General features: G+C 65.1%; 17 protein-coding genes. 7 read left to right on the top strand and 10 right to left on the bottom strand.

Going from position 1 to position 17912, the window contains the following annotated elements; genetic code table 11:
- Positions 1–162 precede the first annotated feature (162 nt).
- Genes HAP47_RS39050 through maiA form a run of 3 tightly spaced genes read right to left on the bottom strand, consistent with a single transcriptional unit; the run spans position 163 to position 2481 of the window.
- Positions 163–1347 (bottom strand): 3-hydroxybenzoate 6-monooxygenase, encoded by a 1185-nt coding sequence (locus HAP47_RS39050; RefSeq protein WP_173640213.1) that lies wholly within the window; start codon positions 1345–1347, stop codon positions 163–165.
- Complete coding sequence (locus HAP47_RS39055) at positions 1347–1859, bottom strand: MarR family winged helix-turn-helix transcriptional regulator (RefSeq protein ID WP_173640212.1); 513 nt, start codon at positions 1857–1859, stop codon at positions 1347–1349. Before HAP47_RS39055 ends, HAP47_RS39050 begins: the two co-directional genes overlap by 1 nt.
- Positions 1849–2481, bottom strand: a complete 633-nt coding sequence (gene maiA / locus HAP47_RS39060) for a maleylacetoacetate isomerase (RefSeq protein ID WP_173640211.1) — start codon at positions 2479–2481, stop codon at positions 1849–1851. Before maiA ends, HAP47_RS39055 begins: the two co-directional genes overlap by 11 nt.
- Positions 2482–2586: 105 nt before the next feature.
- Between maiA and gtdA the strand changes: the two genes are divergently transcribed.
- Positions 2587–3627 (top strand): gentisate 1,2-dioxygenase, encoded by a 1041-nt coding sequence (gene gtdA / locus HAP47_RS39065; RefSeq protein ID WP_173640210.1) that lies wholly within the window; start codon positions 2587–2589, stop codon positions 3625–3627.
- 183 nt (positions 3628–3810) lie between these two features.
- Here the strand turns inward: gtdA and HAP47_RS39070 are convergent, their stop codons facing one another.
- The 4 genes from HAP47_RS39070 to HAP47_RS39085 all read right to left on the bottom strand — a co-directional run bounded on the left by HAP47_RS39070 (position 3811) and on the right by HAP47_RS39085 (position 8043).
- Complete coding sequence (locus HAP47_RS39070; RefSeq protein WP_173640209.1) at positions 3811–4638, bottom strand: ABC transporter permease; 828 nt, start codon at positions 4636–4638, stop codon at positions 3811–3813.
- Positions 4631–5404 carry an ABC transporter ATP-binding protein gene (locus HAP47_RS39075; RefSeq protein ID WP_173640208.1) on the bottom strand — a complete coding sequence of 258 codons (774 nt, stop codon included), beginning with the start codon at positions 5402–5404 and terminating at the stop codon, positions 4631–4633. Before HAP47_RS39075 ends, HAP47_RS39070 begins: the two co-directional genes overlap by 8 nt.
- Positions 5405–5561: 157 nt before the next feature.
- Positions 5562–6707: an ABC transporter substrate-binding protein gene (locus HAP47_RS39080; RefSeq protein ID WP_371821844.1), complete on the bottom strand. Its 1146-nt coding sequence runs from the start codon at positions 6705–6707 to the stop codon at positions 5562–5564.
- Positions 6682–8043 (bottom strand): FAD-dependent oxidoreductase, encoded by a 1362-nt coding sequence (locus tag HAP47_RS39085; RefSeq protein WP_173640206.1) that lies wholly within the window; start codon positions 8041–8043, stop codon positions 6682–6684. Before HAP47_RS39085 ends, HAP47_RS39080 begins: the two co-directional genes overlap by 26 nt.
- A gap of 118 nt (positions 8044–8161) precedes the next feature.
- Here HAP47_RS39085 and HAP47_RS39090 point away from each other — a divergent pair, with 118 nt between their 5' ends.
- Positions 8162–9046 carry a LysR family transcriptional regulator gene (locus HAP47_RS39090; protein ID WP_173640205.1) on the top strand — a complete coding sequence of 295 codons (885 nt, stop codon included), beginning with the start codon at positions 8162–8164 and terminating at the stop codon, positions 9044–9046.
- 63 nt (positions 9047–9109) lie between these two features.
- Positions 9110–9373 (top strand): hypothetical protein, encoded by a 264-nt coding sequence (locus HAP47_RS39095; RefSeq protein WP_210285289.1) that lies wholly within the window; start codon positions 9110–9112, stop codon positions 9371–9373.
- Positions 9374–9388: 15 nt separating this feature from the next.
- Here HAP47_RS39095 and HAP47_RS39100 read toward each other — a convergent pair whose 3' ends face one another.
- Positions 9389–10189, bottom strand: a complete 801-nt coding sequence (locus tag HAP47_RS39100; RefSeq protein WP_173640204.1) for an enoyl-CoA hydratase-related protein — start codon at positions 10187–10189, stop codon at positions 9389–9391.
- 167 nt (positions 10190–10356) lie between these two features.
- Here HAP47_RS39100 and HAP47_RS39105 point away from each other — a divergent pair, with 167 nt between their 5' ends.
- Both HAP47_RS39105 and HAP47_RS39110 read left to right on the top strand, forming a co-directional pair.
- Complete coding sequence (locus HAP47_RS39105) at positions 10357–11331, top strand: ketopantoate reductase family protein (protein WP_173640203.1); 975 nt, start codon at positions 10357–10359, stop codon at positions 11329–11331.
- Between the two features lie 40 nt (positions 11332–11371).
- Entirely contained in the window at positions 11372–12154 is a 783-nt protein-coding gene (locus HAP47_RS39110) for an SDR family oxidoreductase (RefSeq protein ID WP_173640202.1), read from the top strand.
- A gap of 139 nt (positions 12155–12293) precedes the next feature.
- Here HAP47_RS39110 and HAP47_RS39115 read toward each other — a convergent pair whose 3' ends face one another.
- Positions 12294–12974, bottom strand: coding sequence for an alpha/beta hydrolase family protein (locus HAP47_RS39115; protein WP_173640201.1), 681 nt, complete (start codon positions 12972–12974; stop codon positions 12294–12296).
- A 260-nt stretch (positions 12975–13234) separates the two neighbouring features.
- Here HAP47_RS39115 and HAP47_RS39120 point away from each other — a divergent pair, with 260 nt between their 5' ends.
- Positions 13235–15070, top strand: a complete 1836-nt coding sequence (locus tag HAP47_RS39120; RefSeq protein WP_173640200.1) for a c-type cytochrome — start codon at positions 13235–13237, stop codon at positions 15068–15070.
- 111 nt (positions 15071–15181) lie between these two features.
- Here the strand turns inward: HAP47_RS39120 and HAP47_RS39125 are convergent, their stop codons facing one another.
- Positions 15182–16723: an aspartate ammonia-lyase gene (locus HAP47_RS39125; protein ID WP_173640199.1), complete on the bottom strand. Its 1542-nt coding sequence runs from the start codon at positions 16721–16723 to the stop codon at positions 15182–15184.
- Positions 16724–17066: 343 nt separating this feature from the next.
- Between HAP47_RS39125 and HAP47_RS39130 the strand changes: the two genes are divergently transcribed.
- Positions 17067–17759 (top strand): hypothetical protein, encoded by a 693-nt coding sequence (locus HAP47_RS39130; protein ID WP_173640741.1) that lies wholly within the window; start codon positions 17067–17069, stop codon positions 17757–17759.
- Positions 17760–17912 lie beyond the last annotated feature (153 nt).

Consider the following 17912-nt stretch of genomic DNA (forward strand, 5'->3'; position numbering starts at 1 on the left):
GGGGGCCGTCCACACCATCAACCACAAATATTTGTGGCGCGAAGGCTGGGGCCCCATCCTGCTATGACAACAGCCATCGGTGGTCATGGGTCCCGGATCGCGTTCGCTTGTCCGGGACGACACCAGGAATGTGGCGCATGTCGCGCATCTCAGATCGAGTAGCTAGCTACCCAGCCCCGTCCCGCCATACAGCCACGCGATATCGTCGCACCACTCGGTCTGCGACTTCGCGCTCATGATCGCGTTGCGGATTCGAGCGTGGTCGCCGGCGGGATGGTAGACGTGCTCGCCGATTGCACGTGACATCAGCTGCACGCGCGCGGTGCGCGGGAAGCGTTGCGCGCGGTAGGCATCGAGCGCGACCGCATGATCGTCGTGATTGGCCAGCATGTGCGACAGGCATACCGCGTCCTCCATCGCCTGGCAGGCGCCTTGCGCGAAATATTGCAGCATCGGATGCGCGGCGTCGCCGAGCAGCACCACGCGGCCGTCGATCCAGCGCTCGGTGGGATCGCGGTCGCACAGCACCCAAAGCTTCCAGTTGGTGCCGTGGCGGATGATGTTCTGCGCCCGCTCGTGGACGTGGGTAAAGCCCCTCATCACCTCGTCTTCGGAGACCGGCTTGCCCGCGACCGGCTCCGGCGCATCGTTGTGATAGGTGACGACGAGGTTGAACACCTTCCAGCCCGAGAGCGGATAATGCACGATGTGGCATTTCGGGCCGGCCCACAGCGTGGCCGCGTTCCAGCGCAGATCCTGCGGCATCTGCTCGGTCGGGATCACGGAACGATAGGTGGTGTGGCCGGAGACGCGCGGCGGCCCATCTGCCGTCACCTGCTTGCGGATGTTGGACCACAACCCATCGGCGCCGATCAGCAGGCGTCCGGTGATGCGCTCACCACTGGCGAGCTTTGCGGTCACCGATGAACCATTCTGCTCGTAGCCTGTCACCTCGCTGGACACGCGCAGTTCGATCAGCTCGTGATTCTGGCAAGCGCGCAGGAACACGCCGTGCAGGTCGCCGCGATGCACCACGGCATAGGGATTGCCGAACCGTGCGCGGAAGGCGTCGCCGAGGTCGATATGGGTGATCTCATCGGCGGTCAGCGCATCCATCAGCCGAAGCTGGTCGATATAGACGGCCATGTCGCGCGCGGCCTCGCCGACGCCGAGATAGTCGAAGGCGTGGAACGCGTTCGGCCCGAGCTGGATGCCGGCGCCGATCTCGCCGAGCACGGCCGCCTTCTCCAGAAGGATGGAGCGAATGCCCTTCTGCGCGAGGCCGAGCGCCACGGCGAGACCGCCGATGCCGCCGCCTGCGATCAGGACCGACTTGCCCTCCGCCATCAGCCCGCCCTCCCCAGATGTTCGAGCGCATCCTCGGCGCGCAGCGGCACGCGCGACGCCTCGTTGTTGAGGTCGACGAGCTGGGTCAAGAGCGAGAGAAGCGTCTTGCGGTCGGCCGGCTTCAGCGGCTGCAGCATCCGCGCCTGCGCCTTGTCGACCGAGGGCATGATGTCGTTGAGCACCGCGGCGCCGGCCTTGGTGAGGTAGAGCAGCTTGACGCGCTTGTCCTCGGGCGCCGGCTTGCGGACGATATATTCCTTGGCCTGCAGGCGCTCGATCACATTGCCGAGCGTGGAGCGGTCGAACGCGATCACCGCCGAGAGCCGGGTGGCGTCGATGCCGGGATGGGTCGAGATCGTGACCAGCGCGGCATACTGCACCGGCGTCAGGTCGAACGCCTTGCACTCCTCGATGAACAGCGCGACCGCGATCTGCTGCATGCGCCGGAACAGATAACCGGGCGCGGTGTAGACCGCGTCCATGGTGACGGGCGTTGGCTTGCTATTCGGCATCGGGCTGCTTATCCGGCGCGGCGTCGGCGAACGCCTTGACTTGTTTTGCCGCGGCCTCTGCCCTGAGCAGGCGCGGATAGGCTGACACGTCGACGCCGAAGCGCCGCGCATTGGCGAGTTGCGGCACCAGGCAGAGATCGGCCAGCGTCGGCTGATCGCCGAAGCAGAACGGCCCGGCCTCCTCAGCGATCAGGGTTTCGCAGGCCGACAGGCCTTCGCGATTGGCCCAGGCCGCCCACTCGGTCACCTGCTCCTCAGGCAGGCCGAGCTGACGCAGCCGCGCCAGCACTTTCAAATTCTGCACCGGGTGGGTGTCGCAGGCGATCGCCTGCGCTAACGCCCGCACCTTGGCGCGCCGCAGCGGGTCTTTTGGCAGCAGCGGCGGATTGGGATGGGTCTCGTCGAGCCATTCGATGATCGCGAGCGACTGGGTGAGGATCGCGCCGGCATCGCTCTCCAGCGTCGGCACCAGCCCCTGCGGATTGATCGCGAGATAGGCCGGCGCGCACTGCTCGCCCTTGCGCAGATGATGCGGCAGATGCTCTGAAGTCAGTCCCTTCAGATTGAGGGCGATCCGGACCCGGTAGGACGCACTGCTCCGGAAATAGCCATGCAGCTTCATCGGAACCTCCCTTGCATTGCCTCATTGGCTTGGTTTGTTGACGCTAGCCATATTGTAAGTATACTGTCAATCAATTGAACCGACAAGAATGATGGGAGGCTTGCCATGGAAGCCGTGCAGAAGACCCCGGAGCGCGAGGCGTTCTACAAGAAGATCGACGGCCAGAACCTCTCGGCGCTCTGGAACGTGATGAACGATCTGATCACGCCGGAGCCGAAGAGCGCCTGCCGTCCGCATCTGTGGAAGTTCGACCAGATCCGCGATTACATGAACGAGGCCGGCAGGCTGATCACGGCTAAGGAAGCCGAGCGCCGCGTGCTGGTGCTGGAAAATCCGGGACTGCGCGGCCAGTCCAAGATCACGACCTCGCTGTTCGCCGGCGTGCAGATGGTGGTGCCGGGCGACGTCGCCCCCGCTCATCGTCACGCCCAGTCCGCGCTGCGCTTCGTGCTCGAGGGCAAGGGCGCCTTCACTGCCGTTGACGGCGAACGCACCGCGATGTCGCCGGGCGACTTCGTCATCACGCCGTCGATGACCTGGCACGACCATTCCAACGAAACCAGTGAGCCGATGTTCTGGCTCGACGGGCTCGACATCCCGATGGTGCAGTTCTTCGACTGTTCTTTCGCCGAAGGCGCCAAGGAGGATCAGCAGTCGATCTCCAAGCCGGCCGGCGCCAGCTTCGCGCGCTACGGCCACAACCTGCTGCCGATCGACCAGAAGCGGACCTCGAAGACCTCGCCGATCTTCAACTACCCCTATGAATACACCCGCGAGGCGCTGGAGAAGGCCAGGGCGAGCGACGAATGGGACGCCTGTCACGGCCTCAAGCTGAAATTCTCCAACCCCGAGACCGGCGATTTTGCGATGCCGACCATCGGCACCTTCATCCAGCTGCTGCCGAAAAACTTCAAGACCGCGCGCTATCGGTCGACCGATGCCACCGTGTTCGCCGCGATCGAGGGCAAGGGCCGCACCCGGGTCGGCGACCAGACTTTCGAGTGGGGACCGCGCGATTTGTTCGTGGTGCCGAGCTGGCACTGGGTTACCCATGAGGCCGATGCCGATTCCGTGCTGTTCTCGTTCTCCGATCGCCCGGTGCAGCAGAAGCTCGATCTGTTCCGCGAGGACAGGGGCAACGCGTAAGAGGCGCAGCAAAGTGTAATGCTGTCGTCCCGGGCAAGCGAAGCGCGACCCGGGACCCATAACCACAGGGTTTTGTTGTTCGAGGTGCTGGAGCCCCAGCCGCTTCTTACAACGACATCCTGTGGTTATGGGTCCCTGCTTTCGCAGGGACGACAGCGTGCATTGTGGTTCGCAGAGTGCGTCTCACCGCCAGTGCAGCAGCCGCGTCTCCAGCAGGTTGATCAATTTCCCGACCGCAAGCCCGAACAGCGACAGGATCACGACGCCGGCGAGCAGCTGATCGGTCTGCATCAGATTGCCGGCCTGCAGCACGAAGGCGCCGATGCCGTATTGCGCGCCGATCATCTCGGCGCTGACGACGAGCAAGAGCGCGACCGACGCGGTGATGCGGAAGCCGGCGAGGATCGAGGGCAGCGCGCCCGGCCAGATCACGCGGCGCACGATGGCGTGGAACGGCACGTTGAAGCTCTGCGCCATCCGGATCAAATTGCGCGGCACCGCATCGACACCGCTATAGACCGAGATCGCGGTCGAGAAGAACACCCCGAGCGCAATGGTGGCAATCTTCGGCTCCTCGCCGATCCCGAGCCACAGGATGAGCAGCGGCAGCAGCGCGATCTTCGGAATCGGGAACAGCGCCGAGATGAAGGTGATGCCGACGCCGCGCGCCATGGTCGACAGCCCGATCGCGAAGCCGACAATGACGCCCGCTGCCGTGCCGATGATCCAGCCGGTGCCGATCCGCATGATCGACCACGACAGATGCTGCCACAGCGCCCCCGACATCGCGAGCTTGGTGATCGCAACCGCGATCGCCGACGGCGCCGGCAGGAACAGCGGGTTGACCAATCCTGCGCTGCCTGCAAGCTGCCAGACCGCAATGACCAGCGCGAGCGCGATCCAGCCGGCATAGCGGCTGCCGCCGGGAGTGAAGCCGGCACCGCGAAACGCGACCGGCCGCGTCGCTTCCGCGGATTGGGGCTTCGTCTCCTGTGGGGAGCGCTCAAGCATGCTGGACCTCGCGCTCGGCATCGATCGCTTCTTTCCGGATCAGCGACCATAACTCGCCCTGCAAGACGGCCATCTGCGCGCGGGCATCCGCCGCGCCGCGCTCGGCGCGCGTCATCGGGATGGTCACAATCTCCCTGATGCGACCGGGGCGGCGCGACAGCACCACGACGCGGTCGGCGAGACGCACCGCTTCCTCGAGGTTGTGCGTGACATAGACCGCGCCCATCGCGCCGTCGGCGAGCAGGCCGACGAAATCCTCCATCAGGAGCTCGCGGGTCTGCGAATCCAGCGCCGACAGCGGCTCGTCCATCAACAATATGGCTGGGCGAACCGCGAGCGCACGCGCGATGCCGACGCGCTGGCGCATGCCGCCGGACAGCTGCTTCGGATAGGCAGCGCGAAAGTCCAGGAGTCCGGTGCGGCGCAGCGCGTCGTCGATCACAGCGCGGCGCTCGCCGGCGCTCAAGGCCGCGTGCAGCAGCGGAAACGCGACGTTCTCCTCGACCGTATTCCACGGCAGCAAAGCAAAATCCTGGAACACGAAAGTCAACGGATTGAGGCTGCCGGCCGGCGCCACGCCGCGCAGCTCGGCGGCACCGGCGGTTGGCCGCAGCAGGCCGCCGAGGATCGACAGCAGCGTGCTCTTGCCGCAGCCGGACGGCCCGACGATCGCGACGATCTCGCCGGCACGAACTGTGAAGGAGATATCGTCGAGCACGTCGAGCGCGCCGAAGCGATGGCTGATATGGTCGGCGATCAGGTCCATATTGCCCCGCTTTCCCAGCTCGAACCGTCATCCTGAGGAGCGCAAAGCGCGTCTCGAAGGATGCACGGCCCCGATGCCGCCGGGCCGTCGACCCTTCGAGACGCCGCAGCGCGGCTCCTCAGGGTGACGGTGATAGAGTGGTGCGCGCGATCCACCATCAATCCGCCTTCACGTAATCCCTGGCGATGATCGTGCCGGCGTCAAAGCCCTTGTCCACGAAGCCCTGCTCCTGCAGCCATTTGATCTGGTTGTCGACGTTCTTCACGTCGAGCTTGCCGTCGGGATCGACATAGGCGCAGTTGCCGACCACCTGCTCGACCGGAAGATTGGTGTATTTGGCGATGATCTCGAGCAGCGGTTTTGTTTTCTCGTTGATCGGCACCACGCCGTCCTTGATCGCCGTCAGGATCACGTCGTGGTATTCATGGTCGGCACGGGTGAGCGCGGTGAGCAGCCTTGTCACCAGCTTTGCATTGGCCAGCGTCTTCGGCGACGCGAAGATGGCCCCTAACTGCCACGGCGTCTCGTCGCCGACCCAACCCAGGAATTTCGCGCCGCCCGAATCCATCAACGTCCGCGCGGTCGAGACCGGCAACAGCGCCGCGTCGACCGTTTCGCCCTTCAGCGCGGCGGCCGCGTTCGACAGCGACTGCAACGGCACGATCTTCACATCGGACAGCTTGAAGCCGTATTTGTCGGCGAGCAGGCCGAGCGAATAGTGGAAGCTGGAGCCGACCTGGGTCACCGCAACGCGCTTGCCGGCGAGATCCTTCGGGGTCTTGAGGCCGGCCGTGTAGGCATTGTTGCTGGCGAAATAGCCGATCAGGGGATAGCCGGCCTTCTCGCGGCTCATGCCGCCGATCACCTTCAGCGTGCCCTTGCCGGCGAGATTGTAGAGCCCCGCGGTGAACGCCGTGATGCCGAAATCGACATCGCCCGACGTGGTCGCGACCGCGATCGGTTGTGCCGCGTCAAAGAACTTCAGCTCGACATCGAGGCCGGCGTCGCGGAAATAGCCTTTATCCTGCGCGATGAACACCGGCGCAGAGGACGACAGACGCAACACACCGACCTTCGCCTTCAGGAGATCATCGGCCCGCGCGATACCGCTCGCGGCCCACACCAGCAGTCCCGCGAGTGCGAGCCGCGCCCAACCCTTCATTGCCGTCCTCCGCCGGGAGCCATTTCCGTTCCGATCAAATCGAAACGGGGCCCGAGATTCCTGTTTTGACGCCTTTTCTTCACGCGAACCGGTATCCACTTCGCTTGAAAACGCTCTAGAGTCCTTCGGGCACGGCCTGATCGCGGCCGATGAACGCGCCCTGCTTGCCAAGCTGTTGTTGCAACTTTTCGATGGAAATGTCGCGCGGAATCGTATTGCCCGACAGTGCCAGCGCCGCCGCGGTTCCCGCCGCCTCGCCCATCACGAAACAGGCACCGGAGACACGCGCCGCCGATTGCCCCTCATGGGTCATCGAAGCGCAGCGGCCGGCGACCAAGAGATTGTCGACGCCATCAGGCACCAGCATGCGGTAGGGCAACTCATTGTAGCCGCGGCTCTCCGGGATCGGCGGAAACTCGAAGATCACGTCGCCCGGCACGTGCGACTCCTTCGGCCATCCATTGACGCCGATCGAATCCTCGAACGAGGCACACCCCAGCACGTCCTCGCCGGACAGCATGTAGCCGCCGATCACGCGGCGCGTCTCGCGGATGCCGAGTTGCGGCGGCAGATCGACGATGTAGGAATTCTCGAAGCCGGGCACCGTGCGCAGGAACGCAAAGGCCTCGACCGCCTGGCGGCGGCCCTCGATCTCGCCGCGCGTCATGTCATCGGGGTCGATGCCGGAGATGGCGCCGCCATCGCTCCGCGTCACCTGGGTGAAATTCACCCGCCATTCGATCTGCGATTTCTGCGGCCGCACGATCGCGGACTTGCGCGGGAATTTATGCGTGCCGGCGGCCTCGGCCTGCGCCATCAGCGCCAGAATGGTCCGCCACGCATCACCCGCTTTCGCCGGATCGATGCCGTTGAGGCGGAACATCATCGAGGGGTAGAGCATGCCGCCCTTGTTGTCGCCGACCTCATAGGGCGCGCCCGCCCACACCGCGAGGTCGCCGTCCCCGGAGCAATCGATGAAGATGCCGGCCCGCACCGCCTGCCGGCCGGCCTTGGTTTCCACCATCAGCGCGCGGATGTGCGCGCCGTCCATCACGACGCCGGCACCGAGCGCGTGGAACAGGATATCGACCTTGTGATGCGCCAGCAGATCGTCCGCCGCGATCTTGTAGGCCGCGGTGTCATAGGCCTGCGCAAGGATCTTGCCGAGGATCAGATGCGGCGCATTCAACCCGCCGAGCCGGTCGATCCGCGCCAGCAGGTCGGAGGCGATGCCCTGCACCACCCGATGCATCTCGCCGAAGATGTTGGCGTGCAGCCCGCAGAAATTGGTCACGCCCGCCGCGGTGCCCATGCCGCCGAGAAAGCCGTAGCGCTCGATCAAGAGGGTCCGCCGCCCGGCACGCGCCGCGCCGACGGCTGCCGCGATGCCGGCCGGGCCGCCGCCAAGCACCACCACGTCATATTCGCCATAGACCGGGACCTGCCGCGCAGGTTCTTCGATCGTGCTCGCTCGCATCATTTCCGCCCTGAACAAAGTTGATTGGGCCAACTATGAATTGATGCGGATTGCAGTACAATCCACCAAATTATGTAATCAGCTTTCGCGAATCGAGAAAGGCCCCCGGGAAGCGCGGATGGATACGCTGGTCAACCTCGAGGCCTTCCTCGCCACCGCCGACGCCGGCGGCTTCTCCGCCGCGGCACGCAAGCTCAACGTCGCGACGTCGGTCGTCGCCAAGCGCGTCACCCAGCTCGAGGAGCGGATCGGCACCGCGCTGTTCCACCGCTCGACCCGCCAATTGCGGCTGACCGAAGCCGGGCAGCAATATGTCCATCGCGCCCGCGGCGTGGTTGCCGATGTCGGCGATCTCCTGTCGCGGATGGGCGAGAAGCAGCGCGATCTCACCGATCATCTGCGCGTCAAGGCGCCGACCTCGCTGACGGTCGCACGGCTCGCCGATGCCTTCACGGTCTTCCAGAAACAGAACGGAAGCGTGAAGCTCGAGATCGTGATGATCGACCGCCCGGTCGATCCGGTGACCGAAGGTTTTGACATCGCGATCGGCGCCTTCCCGCATTCCTTCGGCGGCGTCGTCGACGAGCCGTTGTGCCGGCTGCCGCGGCTATTGTGCGCCTCATCAGCGTACCTGAAGAGGCACGGCACACCGAAGCATCCACGCGACCTGGTCGATCATCGCTGCCTCAGCTTCCTGCCGACCGGACCGGAATGGCCGTTCGAGGGACCGCGCGGCCGCATCAATGTCCAGGTGCGCCCGATTCTCTCGTCGAACGAAGGCCGTGTGCTGACGCAAAGCGCGATCGCCGGCAACGGCATCGCGCTGCTCTCGCATTATCTGGTCGCGGACGCGCTGCGCGACGGTGCGTTACAGCCGGTGCTGACGGACTTTCCGATCCCGGAACTGTGGGTGAAGGCCGCCGTTCCCGAGCGCCGCATCAATGCCGCCGCGGTGCAGGCGCTGCTGAAGACATTGAAGAAGTCGCTGTCGCAATCGCTTTGACATGGCGGCAGTCTTGCCCTTTGCATGCCGACCTGAGACAAGGACGGATAAGGATCGCCCGCTTTGAAACTCCTGATCTCAGTGTCGCTTGGCCTCATCCTCGCCGCCGGGCCCGCGGCGGCGATCGAGACCTGTCGGTTCATCGAGGCCAAGCCGGAACGCGAGGCCCGCTACCATCGCCAGGAGCAAGAGCTGGCGGCCAAGCGCAAGCCCGAGCCGACGATCACCCAGTCGAGCGAATCCAGGACATTCGAATCGCTGCAGCAGATGCGTCGCGACGACGAAGAGGTCTATCGCAGCATGCACGGCATCTGCCGCGGCTGTTGAGCTGAGCGGCCGAGCTTATGCCGCGCCGCTACCCCAGCGGCCCGCGCGCTTCTCGGCAAAGGATGCGAGCCCTTCGGCGGCCTCGGCGGTCTGCCGCTTCGCCGAGTGCAGGTGCACGAGGCGCTTGTAGGCCTCATCGTCCACACCCATGCCGCCGAACGAGCTTTCCATTGCCAGCTTCTTGGTCTCGGCCATCGCATCCGGCGCGTTGCCGAGCAGCTGCTCGACGACCTTGGCGCCGGCACTTTCGAGATCGGCTGATGGCACCACCTCATGGACTAGGCCGATGCGGCGGGCGTCCTCGGCGCCGAAACGTTCGCCGGTCAGCGCGTAGCGGCGCACCTGGCGCACGCTGATGGCATCGCAGAGCTGCGGGATGATGATCGCAGCCGTCAGGCCCCAGCGCACCTCGGTGATCGAGAACAGCGCGTTATCGGCCGCGATCACGATATCGCAGGCCGCGATCACCCCGGTGCCACCGCCGAAACAGCCGCCCTGCACCAGCGCCACGGTCGGGACCGGCAGCGTGTTGAGGCGCTGCACCGCCTCGAAGGTGGCGCGCGACGCCGCCTCGTTCTCCTCCAGAGATTTCGGCCGCACGCCGTTGATCCATTTCAGGTCGGCGCCGGCCTGGAAATGCTTGCCGTTGCCGTTCAGCACGACGACGCGCACCGGCTTGGTCGAGAGATCCTCGATCGCGGCCAGCACGCCCGCAATCAGCGCGCCGTCATAGGCGTTGTTGACCTCGGGGCGGTTCAGCGTGACGGTCGCGACCCCGCGCGCATTGAGGCTCCACAGGACTGGGCTGGCCGACATGACGTTCTCCCTCGTTCGGCATTGCTGTTATCAGGCACTATGGCGAGCGGAGCTGCCTTGATCCATCACTTTCGAGCGCGCGCGGCCGCGCCGCATGCATGGCGGGTTGCGCAATGCCCCGCGCTTGTGGAAACTGACGCGACACGTTGCAAGGACTTGTTCCACTCATGCGTATTTGCATTTTCGGCGCGGGCGCCGTCGGCAGCCATTTCGCAGTCCGGCTGGCACGCGCCGGCCACGATGTGTCCTGCGTGATGCGCGGACTGCATCTCGACGCGGTCCGGTCCAACGGCTTGACGCTGAAGGTCGGCGACAGCAGCGTGACCGCGAAGGTGAAGGCGTCGGCCGATCCTGCCGAGCTCGGGCCGCAGGACGTCGTGATCAGCACGCTGAAGGCCACCGGCATCGGCGCGCTCGCAACCGGGCTGTTGCCACTATTTGAACGCGACACCGCAATCGTGTTCGCGCAGAACGGCATTCCCTGGTGGTACGACCTCGGCCTGCCGCCGCAGCATCCTGCGATCCCCGATCTCGGCTTCCTCGATCCCGGCGGGCGCCTGCGCAGCGCGATCCCGAAAGAGCGGGTCATCGGCGGCGTGATCTTCTCCTCCAATGAAGTGGTTGCGCCCGGCGTGGTGGCGAACCTGTCGCCGGATCGCAACCGCCTCCTGATCGGCGAATGCGACGATCGCCAGAGCGAGCGCATCGCCACTCTGCGTGCGGCACTTAACGACGCCGCGATCGAATCGCCCGAGGTCAAGGAGATCCGCGAGACGATCTGGTCGAAGCTACTCACCAACATGTCGATGTCGGTGCTCTGCCTGCTGACGGGTCTGACCGCACGCGGCGTCCGCGACGATCCCGACATGCAGGACATGATCCCGCGCCTGCTCGGCGAGGCCAATGCGGTGGCGACGCACTACATTCCGGAGGTCAAGCGCGTCACCCGCTCAGGGCCGGCGCCGGACCACAAGCCGTCGATCCTGCAGGACTACGAGCTCGGCCGCGCCATGGAGATCGATGCGCTGGTGCGCGCACCGGCGGCGTTTGCCCGCGCAGCTAACCTTCCGACCCCGATGGTCGACCTGATGGCCGCGCTCGCGATCCAGAAGGCGCGTGACAAGGGGCTCTATCAGGGCTGACAATCCGCCCCACGACGCTAACAAGCAGGGATATCGAACCATGCAAGTCAAGGACAAGGTCTGCATCGTCACCGGCGGCGCGAGCGGGATCGGCGAAGCGGTGGCGCGGGCCTATGCGGAGGCTGGCGCCCGCGGCGTCGTGGTCGCCGATCTCAAGACCTCGCGCGACCGGCTCGCCAGCGTCGCCGGCGACATCGACGGGCTCGCGGTCACCGCCGATATCGGGCTCGAGGAGGACGTCAAGGCGCTGATCGCCGCGGCCGAGGACAAGTATGGCCCGGTCGACGTGTTCTTCTCCAATGCCGGGCTGTCGCGCAAGGGACAGGAATCAGCGTCCGATGCCGACTGGGATGTGAGCTGGCGCGTGCATGTGATGAGCCACGTGTTCGCGGCGCGCGCGCTGGTGCCCGGCATGCTCGCGCGCGGCTCCGGCTATCTGCTCAATACGGCGTCCGCGGCGGGGCTGCTGGCCTCGCTGAACTCGATGCCTTACGGCGTGACCAAGAACGCCGCCGTCGCGCTCGCCGAACATCTCGCCATCCAGTATGGCGATCGCGGCATCCGAGTCTCCGTGCTCTGCCCGCAATCGGTGCAGACGGGGATGACCACGCCGGGCCCGAGCGCGGCGCGCGTCGACGGCGTGCTGCAGCCCGGCGAAGTGGCACGGATGGTGATCGAGGCGATGGCCGAGGAGCGCTTCCTGATCCTCTCGCATCCCCAGGTGCAGGAATACATGCAGCGCAAGGCCACCAATCGCGAGCGCTGGCTGTCCGGCATGCGCCGCCTGCGCGACCGGATCTATGGCGGCGCGGCGTCAGGCTGATGCGTAGCCCGGATGCAGCGAAGCGCAATCCGGGACGGGTCACACACGGAAAAGCCTGCCCCGGATTTCGCGGAGCCGGTCACCGGGCGCGCGTTCGCGCGACCCGTTGGCTCCATCCGACTTACGAAACAATGCCTGCTCACGCATGCTTCGCGACCCAGGCCGCGAAGCCATCGAGCACCTCGGCCATCACCTCGCGGTCGTTGCGGCCGGAGCGCTTCAGGACATGGAAGGAGTGATCCGCCTCCTGCACCAACTGCAACGTCGCGCGCGCACCCAGCCCCTTCACCACCGGTTCGAGCTGATCGAGCTCCGCCAGGGCGTCGCGCGTGCCCTGCAGAAACAGCATCGGGACCTTGACCTCGGCGAGATGCTTGGCTCGCTCGCTCGACGGCTGGCCGGCGGGATGCAGGGGAAAGCCCAGGAACACCAGCCCGCGCACGCCGGCGAGCGGCGCTTTGGCCTGCGCCTGCGAGGTCATGCGGCCGCCGAACGACTTGCCGCCGGCGAACAGCGGCAGTTCGCCGCAACGGCGCGCAGCCTCCGCGACCGCGGCGCGCACCGTCGCCTGCGCGACGGCGGGCGGATCGGGCCGCTTGCTGCCCTTCTCCATGAAGGGAAACTGATAGCGCAAGGTCGCGATGCCGCGCTCGGCGAGGCCGACCGCAATCGTCTCCATCGACGGATGCGTCATGCCGGCGCCCGCGCCATGCGCAAACACATAGGCGCTACGGGCCTGCGCCGGTCGCAGCAGCAGTGCGGACACCGCGCTGTCGTCCGAGACCGTGATGGTGAGCGGTTGTGCACTTGGCGCGTTCAAGATGACATCTCGAAGTATTGTTGCTCCGTCATTTCTAGCCGTAGGCGTCCATGCGCGCAAATGCCGCCGGGGAGAGCACGCCGCAAGTGAACTGGCTCACAGCCAACCAACATTTCCTCTGCAACATTTCCGTTGTTAGACCAACAGCCGCCACTGTAGGATCGCGCACAGCGCATCACACGCTTAACGCGAACCTGTTTCGACGATTTTTAATATCTCATCAGTATGACCCGCGGGTACCGCGAATTGGGGGACGGGGCATGCCTCGCAAGACGATCTTTTTTATCGGGCTGCTGATTGTCGCCGGCGTCCTCTACCTCAAGGACGATATCGAGACGGTGGCGAGCGGCTTCCGCGTCAAGGTCGTCGACTACCAGCCGCCGGCAAAGACGGTGTGGCTGGATCAGAATGTCAGCGCCGAGCGGCTGCGCTGGTTCTATCACGCCGACCAGGGCACGCGGACTTTCGGCATTCCCCTTGAATGGTTCATGGCGCTGGAGCAGCCGACGGTCTGGCCGCTGCTCACTGCGGCACCGCGGCTCAGCGAGACCACTTATCTCGGCCGCTTCGGCTTCATTCCGGATACCGTGATACCAGGTAAGCCCGATGCACTGCCGATCGGCTTTGCGCCGAGCGGCCCGATGGCCGACGCCAACGGCGCGCCCTGGCGCAACCCGCATAGCAAGGCCGACATGAACGGGGTCGGGCTGACCTGCTCCGCCTGCCACACCGGAAGCTTCAGCTATCGCGGCACCGAGATCGTCATCGACGGCGGGCCCGCCAACACCAATCTGTTCGAGTTCCAGAAGAGCGTCGGCGTCTCGCTGCTGCTGACCCGGTTCTGGCCAGGCCGCTTCTCGCGCTTTGCCGACGAGATCCTCGGCAAGGATGCCAGCCTCGACGAGCGCATGGCGCTGCGCGGCCAGCTCGATCTCGTGCTGAAGCAATACGCCAACATCAACGCACTGGAGACCAAGGTCGCCGCCAACAGCGTCGAGGAAGGCTATACGCGGCTCGACGCACTGAACCGGATCGGCAACCAGGTGTTCTCGATCGATCTGAACAATCCGAACAACTACGCCGCGCATTCGGCGCCGGTGCATTTCCCGCGGATCTGGAACGCGCCATGGTTCAGCTGGGTGCAGTATGACGGCTCGATCATGCAGCCGATGGTGCGCAATGCCGGCGAGGCGCTCGGCGTCAGCGCCGAGCTCAATCTGCTCGACGAGTCCAGGGGCCTGTTCAAATCCAGCGCGCGGATCGACGTGCTGCACGAGATGGAGCGGATGATCGCCGGCGAGCCGCCGAGCAAGACGAAGGGCTTTGGCGGCCTGGCATCGCCCAAATGGCCGGACAATATCCTGCCGAAGATCGACATGGATCTCGCGAGAAAGGGCGGCGAGCTCTACAAGACGCACTGTCAGGGCTGCCATGGCCCCGCGATCGACAGCAAGGCGCTGCCCGCGAGCGAAGCCTTCGCGCTCTTCGAGGACGACAAGCGGTGGGTCAAGAACGATGCAGGCCAGCCGCTGCTCGACGTCGAGATGATTCCGATCAGCCATATCGGCACCGACAGCGCGCAGGCCGAAGGCCTTGCGAGCCGCACCGTCGAGACGCCGGCCAATCTGAATATCAAGGACGGTGGTTTCGGACCGGCGCTCGGCGAATTGGTCGAGAAGACCGTCGACTACTGGTATGACCAGAACAAGACTCCGCCGGAGGACCGCAAGCGCATCAATGGCTACCGGCCGAACGAGATCCAGGCGCCGCTCGCCTACAAGGTCCGGCCGCTCAACGGCATCTGGGCGACCCCGCCCTATCTGCACAACGGATCGGTGCCGTCCATCTACGCGCTGCTGTCGCCGGTGAAGGATCGTCCCTCGACCTTCTATCTCGGCAACCGGGAGTATGATCCCAGGGATCTCGGCTATGTCTGGAAGGACAAGATCAAGAACGCCTTCGTGCTCGACACCACCAAGCGCGGCAACAGCAATTCCGGACATGAATTCTCGAACGAGAAGCGCCTCGGCGTGATCGGACCGGAGTTGAAGGAAGACGAGCGCCGCGCCCTGATCGAGTTCATCAAGACGCTGTAGCGCTCGCGGCATAGATCAACCGCTCGTCATGCCCGAGCATGGTCGCCTGAAGGACGACCTCGCTCCCGCCCGCCTATGGCCCGGCCATGACGAGTGGACCTCTTGATCTGCTCACTCCTTCAACTTGGGCACGGGCTGACGGCGCGCCGGGCGGGTCATGGCTTCGAGCTCGAGCAGCTGGTTGAGCTGGTCCTCGGTCAGGAGCCTTTCCTCCAGCACGATGTCGGCGACCGAGCGGTTCTCCTTCAGCGCGCGGCGCGCCACGCGCGATGAGGCCTCATAGCCGAGCGCCGGCGCCAGCGCCGTGATCAGTCCGATCGAGCCCTGCACCAGGCTGCGGCAACGCTCGCGATCGGCCTCGATGCCGTCGACGCAACGCCTGGTCAGCGTATCGATCGCCGCCGTCAACATGCGCAGCGAGCTCAACACGCAATAGCCGATGGTCGGCTCGAACGCGTTGAGCTGGAGCTGGCCGCCTTCGGCGCACATCGTCACCGTGAGATCGTGCCCGATCACGAGGAAGGCGACCTGGTTGACCACCTCCGGAATCACCGGGTTGACCTTGCCAGGCATGATCGACGAGCCGGCCTGCACCGCAGGCAGCCTGATCTCTCCGATGCCGGTACGTGGCCCCGACGACAGCAGGCGGAGGTCGTTGCAGATCTTCGACACCTTCACCGCGACGCGTTTCAGCACGCCGGAGAACAGCACGAAGGCGCCGAGGTCGGAGGTCGCCTCGATCAGGTTCGAGGCCAGCACCATGGGCTGGCCCGACAACCGCGACAGCTCCTCGACCGCAAGCGCCGCATAGCGCGGATCGGCATTGATGCCGGTCCCGATCGCGGTGGCGCCGAGATTGACTTCGCGGAACAGGCTGGAGATCTCGTTAAGCCGGGCGACGTCCTCCTTCACGGTGGCGTGGAAGGCGTCGAACTCCTGGCCGAGTGTCATCGGCACCGCATCCTGAAGCTGGGTACGGCCCATCTTCAGGACATCGGCGAACTCCACCGCCTTGCCCTTGAAGGCATAGGCAAGGTCATCGAGCGCGCGCACCAGCGGCTGGGTGGCAAAGATCACCGCGAGCCGCAACGCGGTCGGATAGGCGTCGTTGGTCGACTGCGCCATGTTGACGTCGTCGTTCGGATGCAGCACGTGATAATCGCCGGGCTTCCTGCCCATCAGCCGCAGCGCGACGTTGGCGATCACCTCGTTGGCGTTCATGTTGGTCGAGGTCCCGGCGCCGCCCTGGATTGCATCGACGACGAAGGACTCGGCATAGACCTTGTCGGTTGCGATCTGGGTGCAGGCCCTGTCGATCGCATCGGCCTTTTCCGGCGCGAGATAACCCAGGCGTTTGTTGGCACGCGCGGCGGCCTGCTTGACCAGCGCCAGCGCGCGGACGAGCTCCGGAAAGTGGCCGACCGGCACGCCGGTGATCGGAAAGTTCATCACCGCGCGCTTGGTGTGGATGCCCCACAGCGCATTGGCAGGCACATCGTCCTCGCCGAGCAGATCGTGCTCGGTACGGGACTGCGCCTGCTCGATCGGCACGGTGCGGACGGTCGCGATCGCGAGCTCGCTGACGCCGCCGCTGTCGCCGGAGGGTGGCGCGGTGCCTGCAGTGTTGGCGGTCTCAACCTTCGATTCGGCCATCGGTCCCTCCGTTACCTGCTGCAAATCTCGTCGTCAGCGACGCCCGCCATGATGCGCCCGACAGGCATCGAAAGCCAATGCCTATCGGGAAAGTCTTGCACACCGGCGAATGGAAAGACGCATCAAAACGGAATTGGCATGCGCGCTGCACCGGGAATCGAGGGCTTTCCTTATCCGTCATGATAACAACAACTTATGGCTCCATGCCGCAGCTCGTCCTGCGCGAGATGGGGCTGCTTTCTCCGCCCCGTCATCGCGTGCTAGATCAGCATCGACTGGCGCAAGGGCGCTGCCGACAGTGAACGAACCAAGGGCCGAAGCCGTGTCCAACAACAACGAAGCGATGACCATCAAATTCCGCTGCCCGGCGGAGCTCGAGGGCAAGATTCCGCCACCGGTACCCGCGTCATTGGGCCTTCCCGGATGGCTCAAGGCGATGCCGACGCAGGCCTTCAATGCGATGAGCAATCGCGAGGAAGATACCGTCAAGCGGTGCCCGCCATTCGTCGATGCGATGACATCGGGTTTCCTGATGCCGCTGGTCTGCGATCTCGATATCGAGAATGGCGAGATCACATGGGACAACGACCTTCCGTCCGGAGGCGTGCTCGAATTCCCGCGCTCGCCGGTCGGATTCCACGACGAAAGCCAGGTGATCGGCTCGCCGCTGTTCGAGCCGGACCGCTTCCTCATCAAGTTCGTCAATCTGTGGACCATCGAGGCGCCGCCGGGCTATTCGCTGTTCTTCACGCATCCGGTCAACCGGTTCGACCTGCCGTTCACCACGCTGACCGGCATGGTCGATTGCGATCTGTTTCACGACAGCTGGATTCACTTCCCGGCGCGCTGGCACGACACCAATTTCAGCGGCACCTTGCCCAAGGGCACACCGGTTGCGCAATGCTTCCCGGTGAAGCGCGAAAACTGGGCCGCGCAGACCGCGGCGATGACGCCGGATGAAACGTCGCGCGCACAGGAACTGTCCAACAGGATGGCCCGCGAGCCTGGACTCTATCGCCGCCAGTTTCGGACCTAGATCGGGCGCACGAGACGCGCTCCGGCGAGGCTCACGCCATCCGTCGTCCCTGCGCAAGCAGGGACCCATACTCCGCGGCGGATGTGGTGAAGGGACTCGTCGTTCCGGCAGCGGTTGACAATGACCACTCGTGGTTATGGGTCCCTGCTTCCG

It is taken from the genome of Bradyrhizobium sp. 41S5, assembly GCF_011516665.3.
GTDB lineage: Bacteria > Pseudomonadota > Alphaproteobacteria > Rhizobiales > Xanthobacteraceae > Bradyrhizobium > Bradyrhizobium quebecense.

Excerpts from the sequence above, each read along its gene's own strand:
- HAP47_RS39125 (WP_173640199.1), bottom strand. The coding sequence starts at position 16,723 with ATGGCCGAATCGAAGGTTGAGACCGCCAACACTGCAGGCACCGCGCCA.
- gtdA (WP_173640210.1), top strand. The coding sequence starts at position 2,587 with ATGGAAGCCGTGCAGAAGACCCCGGAGCGCGAGGCGTTCTACAAGAAG.
- HAP47_RS39075 (WP_173640208.1), bottom strand. The coding sequence starts at position 5,404 with ATGGACCTGATCGCCGACCATATCAGCCATCGCTTCGGCGCGCTCGAC.
- HAP47_RS39070 (WP_173640209.1), bottom strand. The coding sequence starts at position 4,638 with ATGCTTGAGCGCTCCCCACAGGAGACGAAGCCCCAATCCGCGGAAGCG.
- HAP47_RS39120 (WP_173640200.1), top strand. The coding sequence starts at position 13,235 with ATGCCTCGCAAGACGATCTTTTTTATCGGGCTGCTGATTGTCGCCGGC.
- HAP47_RS39100 (WP_173640204.1), bottom strand. The coding sequence starts at position 10,189 with ATGTCGGCCAGCCCAGTCCTGTGGAGCCTCAATGCGCGCGGGGTCGCG.
- HAP47_RS39050 (WP_173640213.1), bottom strand. The coding sequence starts at position 1,347 with ATGGCGGAGGGCAAGTCGGTCCTGATCGCAGGCGGCGGCATCGGCGGT.
- maiA (WP_173640211.1), bottom strand. The coding sequence starts at position 2,481 with ATGAAGCTGCATGGCTATTTCCGGAGCAGTGCGTCCTACCGGGTCCGG.
- HAP47_RS39105 (WP_173640203.1), top strand. The coding sequence starts at position 10,357 with ATGCGTATTTGCATTTTCGGCGCGGGCGCCGTCGGCAGCCATTTCGCA.
- HAP47_RS39090 (WP_173640205.1), top strand. The coding sequence starts at position 8,162 with ATGGATACGCTGGTCAACCTCGAGGCCTTCCTCGCCACCGCCGACGCC.
- HAP47_RS39130 (WP_173640741.1), top strand. The coding sequence starts at position 17,067 with ATGACCATCAAATTCCGCTGCCCGGCGGAGCTCGAGGGCAAGATTCCG.
- HAP47_RS39055 (WP_173640212.1), bottom strand. The coding sequence starts at position 1,859 with ATGCCGAATAGCAAGCCAACGCCCGTCACCATGGACGCGGTCTACACC.
- HAP47_RS39085 (WP_173640206.1), bottom strand. The coding sequence starts at position 8,043 with ATGCGAGCGAGCACGATCGAAGAACCTGCGCGGCAGGTCCCGGTCTAT.
- HAP47_RS39110 (WP_173640202.1), top strand. The coding sequence starts at position 11,372 with ATGCAAGTCAAGGACAAGGTCTGCATCGTCACCGGCGGCGCGAGCGGG.